The sequence below is a fragment of the Neobacillus niacini genome (assembly GCF_031456445.1).
In the GTDB taxonomy this organism is placed as follows: Bacteria; Bacillota; Bacilli; order Bacillales; family Cytobacillaceae; genus Neobacillus; species Neobacillus niacini_I.
Genome location: NZ_JAVDUQ010000013.1, coordinates 33,795 through 50,701 on the forward strand (window position 1 = coordinate 33,795; position 16,907 = coordinate 50,701).

The 16,907-nt window shown below is 36.6% G+C and carries 19 protein-coding genes; 10 read left to right on the forward strand and 9 right to left on the reverse strand.

Features of this window, described 5'->3' with window-relative positions; translation table 11 throughout:
• Positions 1 to 113: 113 nt before the first annotated feature.
• The 4 genes from J2Y67_RS12635 to J2Y67_RS12650 all read right to left on the reverse strand — a co-directional run bounded on the left by J2Y67_RS12635 (position 114) and on the right by J2Y67_RS12650 (position 3,399).
• Positions 114 to 1,088 carry a HAMP domain-containing histidine kinase gene (locus J2Y67_RS12635; RefSeq protein ID WP_310174507.1) on the reverse strand — a complete coding sequence of 325 codons (975 nt, stop codon included), beginning with the start codon at positions 1,086 to 1,088 and terminating at the stop codon, positions 114 to 116.
• A complete protein-coding gene (locus J2Y67_RS12640) occupies positions 1,085 to 1,786 on the reverse strand; it encodes a response regulator transcription factor (RefSeq protein WP_310174509.1) in 702 nt (233 codons plus the stop codon). The genes J2Y67_RS12635 and J2Y67_RS12640 overlap by 4 nt, the downstream gene beginning before the upstream one ends.
• A 317-nt stretch (positions 1,787 to 2,103) precedes the next feature.
• Entirely contained in the window at positions 2,104 to 2,319 is a 216-nt protein-coding gene (locus J2Y67_RS12645) for a hypothetical protein (protein ID WP_310174511.1), read from the reverse strand.
• A 285-nt stretch (positions 2,320 to 2,604) separates the two neighbouring features.
• Positions 2,605 to 3,399 (reverse strand): LysM peptidoglycan-binding and 3D domain-containing protein, encoded by a 795-nt coding sequence (locus J2Y67_RS12650; RefSeq protein WP_310174513.1) that lies wholly within the window; start codon positions 3,397 to 3,399, stop codon positions 2,605 to 2,607.
• A 633-nt stretch (positions 3,400 to 4,032) separates the two neighbouring features.
• Between J2Y67_RS12650 and glnA the strand changes: the two genes are divergently transcribed.
• Complete coding sequence (gene glnA, locus J2Y67_RS12655) at positions 4,033 to 5,397, forward strand: type I glutamate--ammonia ligase (protein ID WP_310174515.1); 1,365 nt, start codon at positions 4,033 to 4,035, stop codon at positions 5,395 to 5,397.
• Between the two features lie 41 nt (positions 5,398 to 5,438).
• Here the strand turns inward: glnA and J2Y67_RS12660 are convergent, their stop codons facing one another.
• Positions 5,439 to 6,476 carry a DUF3231 family protein gene (locus J2Y67_RS12660; protein WP_310174517.1) on the reverse strand — a complete coding sequence of 346 codons (1,038 nt, stop codon included), beginning with the start codon at positions 6,474 to 6,476 and terminating at the stop codon, positions 5,439 to 5,441.
• 686 nt (positions 6,477 to 7,162) lie between these two features.
• A complete protein-coding gene (locus J2Y67_RS12665; protein ID WP_310174519.1) occupies positions 7,163 to 7,603 on the reverse strand; it encodes a GNAT family N-acetyltransferase in 441 nt (146 codons plus the stop codon).
• Positions 7,604 to 7,854: 251 nt separating this feature from the next.
• Here J2Y67_RS12665 and J2Y67_RS12670 point away from each other — a divergent pair, with 251 nt between their 5' ends.
• A complete protein-coding gene (locus J2Y67_RS12670; protein ID WP_310174521.1) occupies positions 7,855 to 8,181 on the forward strand; it encodes an antibiotic biosynthesis monooxygenase family protein in 327 nt (108 codons plus the stop codon).
• A gap of 78 nt (positions 8,182 to 8,259) precedes the next feature.
• Complete coding sequence (locus J2Y67_RS12675; protein ID WP_310174523.1) at positions 8,260 to 8,646, forward strand: VOC family protein; 387 nt, start codon at positions 8,260 to 8,262, stop codon at positions 8,644 to 8,646.
• Between the two features lie 135 nt (positions 8,647 to 8,781).
• Here J2Y67_RS12675 and J2Y67_RS12680 read toward each other — a convergent pair whose 3' ends face one another.
• Together J2Y67_RS12680 and J2Y67_RS12685 are read right to left on the reverse strand one after the other, a co-directional pair.
• The gene (locus J2Y67_RS12680) at positions 8,782 to 9,015 is read right to left on the reverse strand and encodes an ABC transporter (RefSeq protein WP_310174525.1); all 234 of its coding nucleotides are present in this window, start codon (positions 9,013 to 9,015) and stop codon (positions 8,782 to 8,784) included.
• Positions 9,016 to 9,113: 98 nt separating this feature from the next.
• Positions 9,114 to 9,620 (reverse strand): hypothetical protein, encoded by a 507-nt coding sequence (locus J2Y67_RS12685; protein ID WP_310174526.1) that lies wholly within the window; start codon positions 9,618 to 9,620, stop codon positions 9,114 to 9,116.
• 272 nt (positions 9,621 to 9,892) lie between these two features.
• Here J2Y67_RS12685 and J2Y67_RS12690 point away from each other — a divergent pair, with 272 nt between their 5' ends.
• The 5 genes from J2Y67_RS12690 to J2Y67_RS12710 all read left to right on the forward strand — a co-directional run bounded on the left by J2Y67_RS12690 (position 9,893) and on the right by J2Y67_RS12710 (position 14,510).
• Positions 9,893 to 12,031, forward strand: a complete 2,139-nt coding sequence (locus J2Y67_RS12690) for an outer membrane protein assembly factor BamB family protein (RefSeq protein WP_310174528.1) — start codon at positions 9,893 to 9,895, stop codon at positions 12,029 to 12,031.
• Between the two features lie 8 nt (positions 12,032 to 12,039).
• A complete protein-coding gene (locus J2Y67_RS12695) occupies positions 12,040 to 12,606 on the forward strand; it encodes a hypothetical protein (RefSeq protein WP_310174530.1) in 567 nt (188 codons plus the stop codon).
• Between the two features lie 275 nt (positions 12,607 to 12,881).
• Positions 12,882 to 13,775 (forward strand): FAD:protein FMN transferase, encoded by an 894-nt coding sequence (locus J2Y67_RS12700; RefSeq protein WP_310174532.1) that lies wholly within the window; start codon positions 12,882 to 12,884, stop codon positions 13,773 to 13,775.
• Positions 13,762 to 14,289 (forward strand): ferric reductase-like transmembrane domain-containing protein, encoded by a 528-nt coding sequence (locus tag J2Y67_RS12705; protein ID WP_310174534.1) that lies wholly within the window; start codon positions 13,762 to 13,764, stop codon positions 14,287 to 14,289. Before J2Y67_RS12700 ends, J2Y67_RS12705 begins: the two co-directional genes overlap by 14 nt.
• A gap of 77 nt (positions 14,290 to 14,366) precedes the next feature.
• Positions 14,367 to 14,510 carry a hypothetical protein gene (locus tag J2Y67_RS12710; protein ID WP_310174536.1) on the forward strand — a complete coding sequence of 48 codons (144 nt, stop codon included), beginning with the start codon at positions 14,367 to 14,369 and terminating at the stop codon, positions 14,508 to 14,510.
• A gap of 132 nt (positions 14,511 to 14,642) precedes the next feature.
• Here the strand turns inward: J2Y67_RS12710 and J2Y67_RS12715 are convergent, their stop codons facing one another.
• A complete protein-coding gene (locus J2Y67_RS12715; RefSeq protein WP_310174537.1) occupies positions 14,643 to 15,566 on the reverse strand; it encodes a DMT family transporter in 924 nt (307 codons plus the stop codon).
• A 140-nt stretch (positions 15,567 to 15,706) separates the two neighbouring features.
• Here J2Y67_RS12715 and J2Y67_RS12720 point away from each other — a divergent pair, with 140 nt between their 5' ends.
• Complete coding sequence (locus J2Y67_RS12720) at positions 15,707 to 16,159, forward strand: MarR family winged helix-turn-helix transcriptional regulator (protein WP_310174539.1); 453 nt, start codon at positions 15,707 to 15,709, stop codon at positions 16,157 to 16,159.
• Between the two features lie 100 nt (positions 16,160 to 16,259).
• Entirely contained in the window at positions 16,260 to 16,715 is a 456-nt protein-coding gene (locus J2Y67_RS12725) for a GNAT family N-acetyltransferase (protein ID WP_310174541.1), read from the forward strand.
• Positions 16,716 to 16,907 lie beyond the last annotated feature (192 nt).

A 16,907-nucleotide genomic window follows, 5' to 3' on the forward strand; every position in this document is an offset into this window, starting at 1 on the left:
ACTGCCATTTCATAAACTTACACCAACCTTACAAAATTGTAAGAGTGTTGAATAAGGCGAAAGGCACTCTTCGTGGACAAATACCACCTTTTGTCCGCATGGGATGGAGGTGTTCATCCGAAGATGATTCGAACGGTTGTGCCTTGGTTGACGGTCGATTCGATTTCGATGTGATGGCCGAGTTTTTCACAGATTTGCTTGACAAGGTAGAGGCCCATTCCGGTAGATTCTTGGAAGTTGCGCCCATTTTCGCCTGTGAAGTATGGATTAAATACGCGCGGCAGATCACTCTCTGGAATACCAACGCCTTCATCTCGTACCTCAAGGACGATCTTGATTCCTCGCCTGTAACTATGGAAGTAGATTTTTCGATTTTCATGTACGGTGTACCGAATCGCATTTGTAATCAGTTGAGTTAACACAAAAGCAAGCCACTTTTCATCACTGGCAATTTGATGGTCCTCGCTGAATTGAAAGGAAGGGAAAATCCGCTTACGGATAAATAATCGTTTTTGGTTTGAGACAACGGACCGTACTACTGTTTCTAAATGTAAGTTTTCTACAAAAAAGTCACGTTCAAATGTATCAAGACGCGCTGTATAAAGCACCATATCCAAACCTTTCCACAGCCGGTCCAGTTCATCACCAATCGAAGTAAAACGCGCATCATCCTCATCTTGAATCATTAAATGAATCACCGACAACGGCGTTTTCATTTGATGTACCCATTGATTGATAAACTGGATATGTCCTTCCAGCTTGTGTTTATAATTATGAAGATTTTTTTGATAATGACGAAACTGGCTTGATAGAAGCTGTTGTAAGCTTTCAGCTAATGGTGTCAGCTGGGTTTCATTTCTAAAATCCTCCATTGAATCAAGCGGTTTTTCTAGACGTTCATAAAACGAGCGGTTCGTTACATATCGGAAAAGAAGATACCCGATAAAAAGACATCCACTCAGCAATGCAGCGTATAAACAAATCATTATATGGTGAAAACCGTCAAGCCAATAAACGGCGGTAATCACAATTAACTGGCAAAAATAAATAAAAATAAGGGGAATCTGCTCACGGATGAAAAGCTTCAATCGCTTTCACCCCAGTTCGGATGGAGCCGATAACCCTGCCCGCGAATGGTTTGCAATGCTTGTTCTATTCCTAATAGAGATAATTTTTTCCTTACCCGTGTTATGTAAACATTTAACGTATTATCATCCACGAACGCTTGGTCATCCCAAATTTTTTCTAACAAGCGATCACGGCTCACCACACGCTCTGATTTTTTCATCAGCTCATCTAATATTTTTGCCTCTGTATGACTTAGCTCGATGGCTTTGTCCTGTAAAGAAAGACTAAGCCGTTCAACATCAAGCGTTAAGTTCTCCACAGTGGTTGTTCGCACTTGCTGGGTGTTCGCATATGAACCGTAGACGCGGCGGAGCTGGCTATTGATTTTGGCAAGGACAATATCATAATCAAATGGTTTTGTTATATAATCATCGGCACCGTTTTCGAGTGCCATCACTTGGTCCATTTTTCCTTCACGGGCGGATATAAAAAGAATGGGACAAGTTGAGATACTGCGAATTTGCCTGCACCAATAATAGCCATCAAATTTCGGTAAATTGACATCTAATAGAACTAGATGCGGTGCGTATTGTGCAAATTGATCCCGAACCTTTTCAAAATCATAAACCGATTTTGTATCAAACCCAAATTTATGTAAATGTTCCTCAAGCAAGCGGACAATCTGGGGATCATCTTCAATGATAAAAATTTTAAACATACCGTTTTCACCCTCCTAATACTTCCATGATTGTAACAAAATTGGAGGAAGGTGTCTCCAATAAGCGGGATAGGAGACAAAATCATCGGTAAATTGGAGGAAAATGTCTCCAATAAGCAGGATAGGGGACAAAATCATCGGTAAATTGGAGGAAAATGTCTCCAATAAGCGGGATAGGGGACAAAATCATCGGTAAATTGGAGGGTAGTGTCTCCAATAAGCAGGATAGGAGACAAAATCATCGGTAAATTGGTGGAAAAATGTCCCGAATAAACTCCAATAAGAAAGAAGGTGAATTTCACCTTCTACATGACTAGTTATGTGCGCTGAATTTGTGAGGTAGAAAAGGTTTTAATCAGCTTTTGTAAATTCCGATGACCTTCCCTTAATCTAATTGTTTCATCAATAATCAGTTGAAATCCTTCCAATTCTTTGTCAGATGCATTTAATAAGGATTTCGGTAAACCTTCTGCAAGTTGTTGTAGGGTGTAATCTTTTGTCACGGACATCGACCATCCTTTCAACTTATTCAATAGACATCTATTTTGTCTTTTTTAGTATTTTGGGATAGGAGCTCGTTTTTCCTGCTAACACCTTAAAAAACTTATCTACATATATCAGCAGATTTCTTTTTGAATACCGATTATTTTGCACTTACCGACAGCTAACAACTAAGTTATCTAGTATTTTGTAGAAAAATAATATAAAGATTTTCGCTTGCTCGTAACAAGTAAGCGCGGTAAAGAAGTGTGACCATGCAATAAAGCAAGAAGATTTTGAAACAAAAAAACTCGCAGATGCGAGTTTTTTTGTTGACACTAGTTTAATATGGTTACTTTTAATTGTTTTACACCAAATTTAATGGCATCTTTTTCGGAAGGAATAAAGACATCGATTCGATTTCCTTTAATGGCACTGCCTGTATCAGCTGCTGTCGCTTCACCAACACCTTCTACATAGACTTTACTGCCAAGCGGTATAACAGTAGGGTCAACTGCGATGACCTTTGCATTTGGGTTTTCTTTTATATTAACTCCCGTTTTTGTAATCCCCGAACACCCTTCGCATGAAGCCGTATAGGCAGTAGCCTTCACAGTAATTTCTCTTGCAGCTTTTTCCTTTTTTTCACTTTCTTTTGGAGCTTGTCCATCCGATTTTGATGTTGTTTTATCTTTTTCACTCGCTGTATTTTGTTCTGTTTTTTCTGGTTCAGCAGACTTCTTAGTTTTTTTTGTATCATCATGATTAGTTGGATTTACGTTCTCAAAGATTAATAGACTTAATCCAGGATGGATAAGATCCGAAACTAATTGGTTCCATTCCTTAATTTGTGAAACACTCACATGGTGTTTTTTAGCAATATCCAATAATGTATCATCTTGTTTAACGGTGTAATGTTTTTCAGGTGCGATCTCTAGTCTTTCACCTGGATAAATAAGATCTGAGGTTAGATGATTTAATATTCGGATGTTTTCTACCTTTGTATGATTTACACTGGCCAGATTGGAAAGAGTATCCCCATCCTGTACAGTAATCGTTGCAGCATATACATTAGCACTAACAGTTCCTGAGAGTACCACAGCTGCCATAAATGTTTTCATTTTGTTTAGCATTCTTTTACCCTCCAATTTCTTTGTCCGCTAAGTTTTCATTATCGTAGCATGATTTTTGCTGATACAAAGAACAGGGAGATGTTAAAACCATTACAAGCATGGCAAGTATATTGCGATAGTATTTCTAAATTGACTGAATAATCAAAAAGTAAAACGTTTTAAAGCCCTTTACAAAAAGAAAAGCCCAATAGGATGCACTCTAAGCCCACTATCCCTTTTATTACAATAATGTTTCAATGATTGGGTATTAGGTAATAGGTCGGACCATTATTTACCAAAGGTACCAGTAATTTATTCTAGTCCTTTTATAATATTTGCTCACAAAAAGTGTTTTACAAACAAGGAACCGAAAACCGTAAATATGATTACCTTTGCAAAGATATTCCGGAGAAAAGAGATTCAAGACTAAAACAATATTAATACACAAAATTGAATATTTATTAATGGGAATTGTTATAGCCAATAGCTTGAAAACCATGATAATTTAAATGATTTATGAAAACGTTTTCTGAAATAATTATCATGAGTATTCAAAAAATATTCAAAAAATGATTGTCAAAGGATGCTTTTTTCACTATAATCAAAAATATCAGATGTGAGGAAATATAACATGAGAATGAGGGGTAATGTGACATGACTGAAACGTTAATTACAAAAACACCTGTGGTTGGTACAACTATTGAACAAATTAAGGAAACTATTACAGAAAAATCTGTTGAACTATTACACTTGCAATTTGTCGATATCGAAGGGATCTTAAAACACATAACTGTAACAAGTGAACAGCTTGAGGATGTAGTAGAAGGTAAGATGATGTTTGATGGTTCTTCGATTAAAGGTTTTTCACCAATTAATAAATCGGACCTTTATCTGCAACCAGATCTTAATACATTTGCAGTTCTTCCTTGGACAGTTGAAGAGGGGTATTCGGAAGCCCGGTTCTTATGCTCGGTAAAAAACCCGGATGGAACACCATATGAGGGAGATACAAGAAATGTACTGCAAAAAACTGTTGAGCGTGCAGCTGAAAAAGGGTACACGATTTCAGTAGGACCGGAATTAGAATTTTTCCTTTTTAAAACAGATGAAAATGGATATGCCACCCAAGAACTCGGTGATAAAGCAGGCTACTTCGAGCCATCTCCACATGATCTTGGCGAGCGTGTTCGTTTAGAAATCTACCGCGCCTTAAAAGCAATGGGCTTTACCATTGAAGCCTCCCACCATGAAGTAGCAGAAGGACAGCATGAAATTAGTTTTAAATATGCGGATATTTTAACGGCAGCGGATCTTGCGACTACGTACAAATGGGTGGTAAAAACGGTAGCAAAGAAATTTGGTCTTCATGCTACATTTATGCCAAAGCCGGTTTTTGGAATCAATGGTTCCGGAATGCATGTTAATATGTCCCTCTTTGATGAAAACGGAAATGCATTCTTTGATGAAGAGGATGAGTTACAATTATCGGAAAAGGCATACCAATTTATTGCGGGTATTTTAGAGAACGTGAAGAACTTTACTGCGGTAACGAACCCGCTCGTGAATTCCTACAAGCGTTTAGTTCCCGGCTATGAAGCACCTTGTTATATCGCTTGGTCTACTTCTAACCGTTCAGCACTAATTCGTATTCCTGCTAAAAGAGGACTGGCAACACGTGTAGAATTACGCTGCCCAGATCCATCATCAAATCCATACTTAACCTTTGCGGTAATTGCCTCTGCAGGATTAAACGGGATTGATAAAGAATTAGAAGTACCGGCTCCAATTAATGAAGATATTTTCCATATGGATGAAGAAACTAGAGCGTTCAAGGGAATTGACAGCCTTCCTGGAAGCTTAGCTGAAGCCATTAATGCATTAGAATCAGGAGAGATTGCCGCAAATACCCTTGGTGAACACGTCTACAACGAATATGTTTCCATGAAAAAAGCAGAATGGGATAGCTACCGTACAGCAGTCCACACATGGGAAATCGAAAGCTATCATTCTAAATTCTAAAAAAGCGGGGACCACTCCCCGCTTTTTTGTTTTTTAAATGATTATTCTCTTTCAAATGCTTTTGGTGGTGATTCTATCCATTCTTTATCAATTAAGATATTTGCACCGTCATCGACAAATAAGCCAATGTTGATCAACGTTCTTCCATATAACAATCCTAAATCTCTTCTTCCATTTACCGCTAGTGAGTTTCCAAACGCCCTTATTTTCATGGAGAACATGTCCACTTTATGAAATAACATTATTTTATCGGAAAAAGGGGGGATGGTAGATGTCGTCACTAAATGATCGATGAATGACGGTGTTCCTAAGTGTTCTGCATGTAGTTTTTCGGTATACTGCTTCACCGCTTTAGTCGTCATATCTAAACCCCGTTTAAATAAATCCTTAATTTTTTCATCTTTCACTGTCTGATAAAATCCTAATAATAACGCATTACTTGTTGTGTTATTCTCAATATTATCATACAGATGCATAATTTCTAATGCATTTAGCGGCCTGACATCCCCAACAAAACCATTTAAATAACTTTGTTTTTTAATAAAATCAGGTCCTTCTGGTGTTGGAATAATCGGAGGTTTTGCAATTAATTTCTTCTCCATTAAAACATTATTTATCTGCCCTATAAAGATATTGGTGCATTCATTACAATAAATAAAAAAATCCTTTATATCCTTCCTCATAAATAATGGAATGGCTACAGCATAAAGGCTAAGACCTACCTTAGCCGCATATTTTAAATAATGCGGATAAAAATCATCTTCGTATAAACGTGGGGCACCGAGGTTTACATCATCTTCAGTGAAGCCTGCAGGTATAGGGAAATTTTCCTTTTTTAAAAATTCCTCAATCTTCTGCATAAAATCCTTACTTAAAGCTAAACCATTTTCCAATAGCGTCCTAATATATTGATCCTCGCAATGTTGGAGAAAATATTTTAAGATCTGGCTTGACATACTATTTCCTACATAAGTAACCCAAAGTTTCCCCATTTCAACTGTTGTAAAAGATTGAGTCTCGTCTAATTCTTTTGAACTTAAATGAATTGGTTTGATAACATCCATTGGTTGTAAATCCATTAGTTAACCCCTTATCCCATTTTTTGTTTAGGATAACCCTTCGAGATATTTTTATTCTATTTATAATGGTAATGGGTTGTTCAAAAGACAAGAGATATCTTAATGCAGACACTCATTCCTAAGGTATAAGAATTCATAGGCGGAGAAAATTTCCGGCTAATGAATATAGTGGAGGCTTAAGAAGCAGATATAAGCGGAGATATTCCGATTAACGGCTCTAAATAAGACAAAATCCAAAGATTTGGATAATATAAACGGAAAAACTTCCTTTATTTTTAGGGGAATATGGGTATTTCCCAATTTAAACGGAATTTTACCGTTTATTTTTCAAACACAGTGAAATCAACATTCAGTTATAATAGAGCCAAAATCAAATGACTATGTCTGATCATCCAATTATTAGCGAGGGGATGTATTTGTTTACAACTACTTTCTTATATATTATTGAGCATAGTAATTCACATCTATTTTAGCAATCCAATTTTCAGATAGAGAATATCTATTCGCAAGTTGTTATTTACTATGTGAATTATTATGCGATTTTATATGCTAATTTGCCAAAAAACATGGATATAGCAATAAAAAAATAGGGTGAGAAAATCACTGCGATTTCGCACCCTGTTTGCATTGCGATATACTGTTTTGCACCTTTAAAGAATACCCGTTATTTATGATTGGGGGCTTACTTATTTTAGTTTTTTAATCATTACAATATGCGGCCCAATCGGTGGATAGTCAAAAACTTCTCCATGCGCTTTAAAACCTAATCTCATGTAATATTCCTTTACAGTCGTTCTTCCTTTGCACCATAAAAAGTCAATACCTTGTTCTTTTAATAATTCTTCAGCATAGGAAACAACCGCTCTGCCAGCTCCTAATTTTCGAAACTCTTCTAAGGTTGCCATTGCTCTTAAACGATATTGCTTTTCAATAGAAAAATCAGGGCTATTTTCGGCACAAAAGGATGCAATGCTTATAAGCGTTCCTTGATAGAAGGCTCCTACATGAAATGCACAAGCTTCATAGTCCGTATCATATTTGCAGTCTTCAATGGTCTGGTGCGGGCGGAGAACCTGATGCCTAAGATCGTACGTCATTTCTGGCTGGATTTTTCTAACCTTTAACATGCTTTTTACTCCAATCTTTGTAATCATCCATGTAATTAATAATTCTCTTACCGTTCTAGCAATCCTGCTTAAGAATGAAATTTTTTAAATGGGAATAAAGCAATGTCTTATTTTAATACAGGGGCAGTTTATATTCAGAATATAATGTATAATTTGAATATAACATTGGATTTGGGGGGTTATGCTAATTAGAGAGTATTTAGAGGGCCTAAGTGAAAGAACATTATTAAACTTATTGGAGGATTTTACGAATGAGTGGAATGGCAAAAACTCCCGAACCGCCTTATTATGCAGTGATTTTTGCCTCACAGAGAACAGAAGGAGACAACGGTTACGGCAAAATGGCGGATAAAATGGTCGAATTAGCTTCTCAACAAAAGGGATTCTTAGGATTGGAAAGTGCAAGAGATGAAGGGCTAGGAATTACAGTATCATATTGGGATTCATTAGAATCAATAAAAGTTTGGAAGGAAAATTCAGCCCACAAAGCTGCACAAGATAAAGGGAGATCAGAATGGTATAAGAATTTTGCTCTCAGAATTTGCAGAGTAGAGAGACACAACTTTTTTGAAATGTAAAGTTGATTCGTATTAAACTTGGTTAACCAAATATATAAATGATATAATTTCATCAAATTAGGTAGAGGAGTGAAAGGTATGATTAATATAGTAGGGCAAATTATGTTGTATGTAAATAATCAGGACGAGGCAGTGAATTTTTGGACAGAAAAAGTAGGGTTTAGTGTCATTTCGGAGCAAGATAATGGTCAAGGAATGAGATGGATTGAAATCGCTCCAACAAACGAAGCTGAGACAAGTATTGTTCTTCACAATAAGGAGCTCATTGCTAAAATGCAGCCTGAATTAAATCTTGGTACTCCTTCGTTAATGTTCTTCTCAAAAAACTTCGAAGAATTACATAGAGACTTATCAAATAAAAACGTTACAGTCGGAGAAATTGTCAGTATGCCTTCAGGCAGGGTATTCAATTTTGCAGATAGTGAAAATAATTACTTTGCCGTAATGGAAAAAAATAAAATTTAAGAAGGTTTACAATCGATAAGACCTTGCATTCGGAACCGTAACGGATAAGTTTGGTGTAACCTTCAAATAAAATGACAGCCTCGTATAAAGAGGCTGTCTGAAAGTTTTATAAGGATTCAAAACTACTGTTTTTTATTAACGACAACAATTCCACGCTCTTTTAAATACATATAATCCAAAGACAAAGAAGGCAAGGAAGCCAATAACTGCAATAAGGATAGTGAAAAAATAACCAAGGTTTCCTAAATCAATTAAACCAAAGAAGTCAGTAATATACCCCAATACTGCTAATAGCAGCCAAATCATACCTGTAAAAAATCCAAGAAAAATTCCCAAAATGTGACAGTGGCCTTGACAATGATGACCCATAAAAATTCACCTCCTGTCAATGCTTGTTCAACATTATGGTATGCAGTTAATAACGGCTTTGATTATAAAAATACAAAAAGAGGCTCGCACGGAGAAAATTAAGGTATATATTGTTCTGTAATTTTTGTTATGACACCTTTATTAATTTCGATATGGAATGGAACTTGATGGTCCTTATTTCGTTGTTTCAAAAAGGTCATAAACTGGCTTCTTGTTACTTTTTCATTCCATTTTATTTTGTAAGAATTCCGGGTTTGTAACACAAATTGAGCGTTTTTTGAAATGGTGAAGGTACGTATCTTAGGATTCACGTTTCGAATCCAGTATCCATCTGGAGCACCATCCATTACATTGCCGCATTTACAATCCTTTAAAAATTCTCTATCGGCTGCTTTACCAAAAAACCATTGGATATAATCAAATTTCCCAACCCATTTACCATTGACCTTTTTGAAGGAAGTGATATAGGTAGTGGCTTTTACCGTTTTAGAATATTTTGTAACGTTCATTTTTGCATCTACTTGTGAATTGAGTGAGGGTAATAATAACAAAGCAAAAATCATGAGTACAGGAAAAAACATTTTCAGTAATCTTTGTAACTTCATTCGTCATTCACCTCTTCATTTTTATTTCTATAATAAAAATATAATGGGTGAAAATTGAAAATGATGTCGATATACGGGATATAGAAAAATTTATTAATCAAATTAAAATGAAGGAGTATGTATTAAATTTGATTGTGCATCCATTTTAAAAATATTAAATGACCAAGGTATGACAACTCCCACTGCTAGCGGTGGGAGTTGTCAGATGAACATCACCATATAGGCAACCATGCATAAAATGGTAGTGCCAAATGGAGGTGTGACGTTCAAAAATGATGCATTTCAATCAACATTATATAAATAGTTTAATAGCCCAAAACCAAGAATTAAGACAAAGGATAACGGAGTTAGAGGCACAAGGATTAAGACGAAATGTAAGGGCCGACGCCCAGAGCTGGCCCATGCATCTGGGCGACCAAGGAAATACCAATTATTCAACTGCAACATTGCCTGTGGATCTGACCTTAAAGAAAGATCCTTTTAATAACGCTTCATCCCTGTTTAGCGTGGACCAGAATCAACTTTATTCGGTTGAACGGATTGAGAAAAAAATTCTTTCTGCAACTGACTTGGATACCTATAAAGAGAAGTGGGATTTTTCAACCGAAAACCAGGATGCCTTTCTCGATTTGATTTCCAGAGATGGAGTGATCTATGCTTCAACCGCAAATAAACTGTATGCCATTCAAGATACAGGGACTGCACCCAAAACACTTTGGAGTATTGATACATTATTGGCAAACCGTCTTTTAATTGACCAAAATACATTGTTTTATTCCACGAGAAACATTGACCTAATGATAGACGGAATTGGAGCGGTAGATGTCAATACAGGCCAAAGAAAATGGAATTATACGCTTAAAACAAATGAAAGAATCGATGGAGCTTTAGCAGCTGGCGGAAACCGGCTGTACGCTATAATTCGGAATCCGGTTCAAATGACCGTCCGATTGTACGCATTTGATTCGGCTTCAAGCACTGTTCTATGGACCTTCGATATCTCCTCAGGCGCATCCATCTACGGTGCTCCTGTTTATAAAGACGAAAAGCTTTATGTGGATGCCAAGGATAACACAAGAAACCTTTGGGCGTTTGATCCCGCAACTGGCAAGACATTATGGAAGTTTAGTCTTACAGGCATGTATACACAACCAATGTCTGTGACGAATGATTCGCTCATCGTTCTTGATGAAGCCAATATTTTTTCAGTTGATAAAAATACAGGTGCGCCAAAATGGAAAGTGCTTTATGCTGACCAGTATGTGGCTGGCGGAACTCAGACGATTGTGGGTTCAGACGGAATGGTGGTCGCATCAGACAAAATTATTTTGGAAAATAATAACAAAATAAAATTTTTCAATACTGCAAATGGGCAGCTCATTTCGTCAACACTTCAGCTTTCTACCCCTACCGGCGGATCAGGTGTGAGGCCAATTGGAGTCATCCAAGACACAATTTTTGTAACAGAGTCGAATCAAATCCTTTATACGTATGCGGTGCCAAAGCCAACCCAGGCAGATACGGAAAAACCAACCGCAACAATTGATTTGGCAGCGGTAAACCAGTTATCTTTTCAGAATGGTAAATATCAAATCCAAATTCCCGTGACCATAAGTGAAACCGCAGATATGGATGTAACCATTGTCGATGATAGCGGCCTGGTAGTTCAGACCATTGGATGGGATCGCCACTTGAAGGGGACATCGTATTTTTATTGGGATGGAAAAAACAGACGCGGATTTAACGTAACGCGTGGGAATTACTATCCTGTTGTCAAACTTACCGATCTTGCCGGAAATACGAATGTGTATGATGCACGTGACAAAGCCATTCAGATAACGGAAGGGTTCGGGTTAACGGTAAAAAATTCAAATTTACGGTCTGGACCGAGCACGCAAAACCCAATCCTGCTAACCATTCCAGCTGGTTCAGAAGTGACGATTACGGGGGAAACAGGTGATTGGTATCAGGTTTCGTACAGTATGATAAGCTCGGTGCTGAAAGGATATGTATCCAAGCCGTTAATCAAGGTTCCATCCAATCAGGAAATTCTTCAAATTGAAAGTGGGAAGACAAGGGTAAATGCCAATGTTCGGAGTTATGCCGGGACGCAATATGATATTAAATTTTTCCTCCCGATGAATACGGATATTAAAATTATTTCTGCTCTCGGTGATTGGTATGTAGTAGAATACAAGAAAGATGCCATTTATTCGGATCAAGGATATGTAGCGAAATATATTGTAGCGCTTCCAGTGGTATCAACGGTTGTTTACACCGTTGTTGCAGGGGATTCTCTATGGAAGATTGCTCAAAAGTTTGGGGTAACCATTGACTCGATCGTTAAAGCCAATAATCTCGATCCCAATCAACCGATTTATATCGGTCAAAAACTGGCTATTGTAAAATAATATATTAAATGAAGGCTGTCATTTATGACAGCCTTTTACTTGTGAATGATTCCATCATTAATGGAGAGACTAAAATTACAGATTATGTAAAATGGTTTAGGGGAACTTGGCTAATGGTCTTATTGGTTATTTCAATTATATTGTTTAATTCTATAGCTTATAAGATGACTAAACGTCTTACTAAAAATCAAATTGTTCACATGTGGGCATTTACAATCATACTGGTTACTTGGGCTGATATATATATAGATGAAAAAACAGGAGGTTACTGGTATTTTCATAAAGGAATTGAATGGCATAACTTTTTAGTGTATACCTTACTTATTCCACCAGTGAATGTTATATTTTTGAATTGGTTTCCCTTTAATGCCAATAGGTTAAAAATACTCCGTTACTTTGTTTATTGGATCATATTTATAACGGTTTATGAGTTAACATCATTACTTCCTCAACCTTGGGGATTTTTTCATTATGGCTGGTGGAATTTGTTTTATTCGATCATCTGTGACCCCATATTACTGGGGATTTTACTGGCCTATTATAAATGGATAGGGAAAATTGAAAAAAGTAAATAGCATAACTGCTACCTTCTTCTACCAAAACGATTAGTAATAAAAAAGGGCTGCCCAATAAAATTTGAGGCAGCTCTTTTTATTAATCAATCATCTACCTTTATTTACCTCTTAATTCTCCTCCCATTCTAAAAACTCTAATGATCAACTTGCAATAAAAAAATTTTAAAAAAACCTTTGGACACGGTTCAACATTTTTATCGATCCGCTACTAATGGAATTAAGGATAAATTAAGTTAACTTTTATAAATTAATACAACGACAGGAGGGACCTGATGATGTACAAATACAATTTCAATTCAATGAGTACGATGGTACAAATTTCAATCAACCAAGAACTGTTTGCAAATGACCTTATGCCGGTATACAAATTATTCTCAACGCTCGAAGACACATGCAGCCGGTTTAAAGAAGATAGTGAATTATCGAGGTTAAATCACCAAATGGGGAAAGAAGTCAAAGTATCGAATGAATTATTTAGTATTCTCAATGACGCACTAAAATTTTATCAAGAAACAAATGGGGTATTTAATCCAGGTATTTTGTCTGCGATGGAAAACAGTGGCTATACAAAATCGATCGAGTTAATTAGGGGGCGTGAATTGGGGGATTCCTCCCATTCAGCCTCGGAAATTAGTAAAATTCAACCTTACCAATTAAATACGGACAAACAGACTGTTTTCTTGCAAACGCGTATTGATTTAGGCGGCATCGCTAAGGGCTGGGTGATTGACCGGGCTGCAGAAGTCCTATCGACATATGGATATGGATTTATTAATGTCGGCGGAGATATTCGGATTTTTGGAAGCTTGCCAAGACCATTAAAAATCGGAATTGAAGATCCCTATGATCCGGCAAAAATAATCTCTTCCATCCAAGTTTCTGTTGGGGCAGTGGCAACTTCTACCTCGATGAAAAGAAGATGGAAGATGAATGGAAAAACTAAGCATCACCTTATTGATGCCGCAACAGGTCAACCTTCCAAGAGTACCATACTCTCTTCAACGGTTACGGCTCCAACGGCTTTAGAGGCGGATGTAAGGGCCAAAGTCGTCCTATTATTGGGAGAAGAGACTGGGAATAAGTGGATTGCAGACAAAAAGAATAAAGCGGTCCTTATTAATGATAAAAAAGAAATTTGGAGAGGAAGCGAATCAAATGGAATCTCTTGAATGGTACGCAATACGAGCAACAGGAGTGGTAGCATATCTATTATTATATCTGGCAGCATTAACCGGAGTATATTCCGCGGTTCAGAAGAAACGAAAAAAGAAAATAAACGGCATCCTGCATTTTCATGAGGTGCTTTCGGACTGGTCATTAATTATGACTTGCGGACACTTAGAAATTTTACTAATTGATTCTTATTTCCCATTTAAACTTTCTGAAGTGCTAATCCCATTTGCCAGCGGATATGAAACTATTTCTATGGCGATGGGGACGATTGGCGTTTATTTCTTCATTTTAACGATTATTACATCAAAATTCCGGAAGAAAATTGGCTATCAAAGATGGCAAAAATTGCATGCACTAAATCCCATTTTGTATATCCTCGTGACTTTACACGGTCTATTGAGTGGTTCAGATTTTCCAGGAACGATATTAGCAGCTGTTAATATAGCGCCAATCATTGTTATGGGCGGAATGTTGCTTTCGAGTAAGAATAAACTTAAAGAAGCACAGTAAACAGATTTTTTAGCGCAAATAATTAAGGAAGAAAGTGATTTTTTTAATAGTTTTTAGTTTAATAGAATGTTATAATAATGGTTGTTTTAGATGGAATTTGGGATGGAGTAGTAAGCGCGGAGGTGAAAAAAGTGGATTACGGTCTTTATGTTGTCCTTGGATTGTTTGTTACCGCTATGGCAGCAACTTCCGTTATGTTTGGTAAAATGATGAAAGAATAGATGAAAAACGGCATATAAAATGCCGTTTTTTTTTTGATGTTTGATAGCTAATGGGAATTAAACCTAAGAATCTACTGCCATTGTCGGTAAACTTTTCGAACCATGACTTGAATCTTTTATAAAAGTGATTTATTACATATTTGCTTTTTGGTTTTTTATTTTTAAAAATGAAAAATATCGTAAAAGTGGGATTTCTGCTAATAACATCCCAAATAGAATCAATAAGCAACCGAAAATGGAGCGGGTCCCCAAGGTGGTTGCATTCCATAGATAATCAGCTAGGGCAGCAAAGACAGGTTCCATTGAAAAGATTAAAGCTACTTTTGATGGACTAGTAGACTTTTGAAAAAAGGTCTGGGCAATATAGGCAATCACAGTCGCAAAAATACTTGTGACTAATAATGCACCAATCACCGATGGATGTAACAATATATTTAAACTAAGCGTAGGTTCAAAGATCAATGCAAAAATTCCACTCAAGACCGCAACGGTAATTAATTGAGATAAAACGAGATATAAGACGGAGGTTTTGGATGCAAACTTTCCTGTATAAACTATCTGGAGTCCAAACGCAAAAGAACATAAGAGTGCTAACAAATCGCCAATATTTACGCCTGTCATCCCCGAAAATGCTAATAGGTAAAGACCCAATACGGCTAAAACAACACCGACCATTCCTTGAAATGTGGGTTTTTGCCGTAAGATAAAATAAGAAATAATCGGCACAAGTGCAACCGCCAATCCCGTTAAAAATCCCGATTTACCAGGAGTCGTGTGTAACAAACTAAAAGTTTGCAAGGCATAGCCTAAAAACAATAATAACCCAAGAAAAGAGCCAATTTTAAGTTGAGTGAAGAGAGTTTTAAAAGAAAATTTTTCTTTCTGTGTGAAAAAAAGAAATAGAAAAATCAATACAGCCGCTAAACCAAATCGTAGAAAATTAAAGGAAAACGGATCTATGGTTGAAATGGCTTCTTGTACCACCACAAAGGTTATCCCCCAAATGAATGCAATACTTAATAATGCAGTATTAATGAACCAATGGTTTTGAATCATTGAGTACAACTCCTTTATTTTTATATCAATACTTCAATTGGCTTGCATACTTTTCGTTATTTCATTGTTAGGTCATAATGAAGTATATACGAAAAATATTTTGTTGTAAATACAACAAAATATTATGGGGGATTGTTTTTATGAGAGAAATACTTCGAGAAATTGGAATGATTTCCAGAGCACTTGATTCGATTAGTAATATTGAATTCAAAGCATTCGACCTTACAAAAGGGCAATATTTGTACTTAATTCGAATTTGTGAAAACCCTGGAATCATTCAAGAAAAAGTGGCGGAAATGATTAAAGTTGACCGAACAACAGCTGCCCGTGCGATTCAAAAATTGGAACTTCAAGGCTTTCTTGAAAAAAGAAACGATGAAGAAAATAAAAAAATTAAAAAGCTCTATGCTACAGAGAAGGGGATGGAAGTTTACCCCTTTTTAAAAAGAGAAGGAGATTACTCAAACAAGGTAGCGCTAAATGGATTTTCCACAGAAGAAATAGAAACAATCTTTCATCTTCTTCGAAGGGTGAGGTCCAATATCGATGTGGAATGGGAATATGTAAAAAAAGGGAACAAGAGGGAATACTAAAAGGCTGCCAATTCGGCAGCCTTTTCTTTTTGAAAAAACTGGTATAAAAATTGCATGATTAATAAATGTAAGTAAAATCCAGAATGGAGGAGAAAAAAAGATGGAGAACGTAAACATTCGAATTGCCACAAAACAGGATATTCCCCAGCTTCTTGAATTAATGGATCAGTACATTGTTGATTTCTACAAATGTCCTCGTCCAAGTGAAGGGTCAGTGGAAAAATTAGTGAACCATTTAATTGAAAATCCATATGAAGGAATTCAATTCGTTGCAGAAAAGGAGCCGCATCAGCTAGTTGGCTTCTCTACACTATATTTTACGTTCAATACATTAGAAGCGAAACGGATGGCTTTCCTTTATGACTTATTCGTAACACCGGAAGTAAGAGGGCAAAAAATAGGGGAGCAATTACTTCAAACATGTATTTCCTTCATAAGGAAGAAGGGGTATTCCCATATGATTTGGGAAACAGCACATGACAATCTTGCCGCCCAAGCTCTTTATGACAAAATCGGAGCAAGAAAAGCTGTTTGGCTTAACTATGAAATTAGCTAATGGTTTTATGTGGTACTGAATAAATTATTCACCATCAATTTAAATTGAATCATCTGATAAGAAAAACTAGTGCAGGTTGGTGTATAGTGATTCGGGGATATTAATCCGGGGATATTAATCCAGATTGTTGTACAACATTACAGCCTACTTCACCTACTTCAAGAACTGTAACGTTCTTTAATGGTGGTTAAT

Coding starts and splice junctions, on each gene's coding strand:
- J2Y67_RS12650 (WP_310174513.1), bottom strand. CDS start 3,399: ATGCTAAACAAAATGAAAACATTTATGGCAGCTGTGGTACTCTCAGGA.
- glnA (WP_310174515.1), top strand. CDS start 4,033: ATGACTGAAACGTTAATTACAAAAACACCTGTGGTTGGTACAACTATT.
- J2Y67_RS12680 (WP_310174525.1), bottom strand. CDS start 9,015: ATGGGTCATCATTGTCAAGGCCACTGTCACATTTTGGGAATTTTTCTT.
- J2Y67_RS12720 (WP_310174539.1), top strand. CDS start 15,707: ATGAGAGAAATACTTCGAGAAATTGGAATGATTTCCAGAGCACTTGAT.
- J2Y67_RS12710 (WP_310174536.1), top strand. CDS start 14,367: ATGGTTGTTTTAGATGGAATTTGGGATGGAGTAGTAAGCGCGGAGGTG.
- J2Y67_RS12700 (WP_310174532.1), top strand. CDS start 12,882: ATGTACAAATACAATTTCAATTCAATGAGTACGATGGTACAAATTTCA.
- J2Y67_RS12685 (WP_310174526.1), bottom strand. CDS start 9,620: ATGAAGTTACAAAGATTACTGAAAATGTTTTTTCCTGTACTCATGATT.
- J2Y67_RS12675 (WP_310174523.1), top strand. CDS start 8,260: ATGATTAATATAGTAGGGCAAATTATGTTGTATGTAAATAATCAGGAC.
- J2Y67_RS12695 (WP_310174530.1), top strand. CDS start 12,040: ATGAAGGCTGTCATTTATGACAGCCTTTTACTTGTGAATGATTCCATC.
- J2Y67_RS12670 (WP_310174521.1), top strand. CDS start 7,855: ATGAGTGGAATGGCAAAAACTCCCGAACCGCCTTATTATGCAGTGATT.
- J2Y67_RS12665 (WP_310174519.1), bottom strand. CDS start 7,603: ATGTTAAAGGTTAGAAAAATCCAGCCAGAAATGACGTACGATCTTAGG.
- J2Y67_RS12725 (WP_310174541.1), top strand. CDS start 16,260: ATGGAGAACGTAAACATTCGAATTGCCACAAAACAGGATATTCCCCAG.
- J2Y67_RS12660 (WP_310174517.1), bottom strand. CDS start 6,476: ATGGATTTACAACCAATGGATGTTATCAAACCAATTCATTTAAGTTCA.
- J2Y67_RS12705 (WP_310174534.1), top strand. CDS start 13,762: ATGGAATCTCTTGAATGGTACGCAATACGAGCAACAGGAGTGGTAGCA.
- J2Y67_RS12690 (WP_310174528.1), top strand. CDS start 9,893: ATGATGCATTTCAATCAACATTATATAAATAGTTTAATAGCCCAAAAC.
- J2Y67_RS12640 (WP_310174509.1), bottom strand. CDS start 1,786: ATGTTTAAAATTTTTATCATTGAAGATGATCCCCAGATTGTCCGCTTG.
- J2Y67_RS12715 (WP_310174537.1), bottom strand. CDS start 15,566: ATGATTCAAAACCATTGGTTCATTAATACTGCATTATTAAGTATTGCA.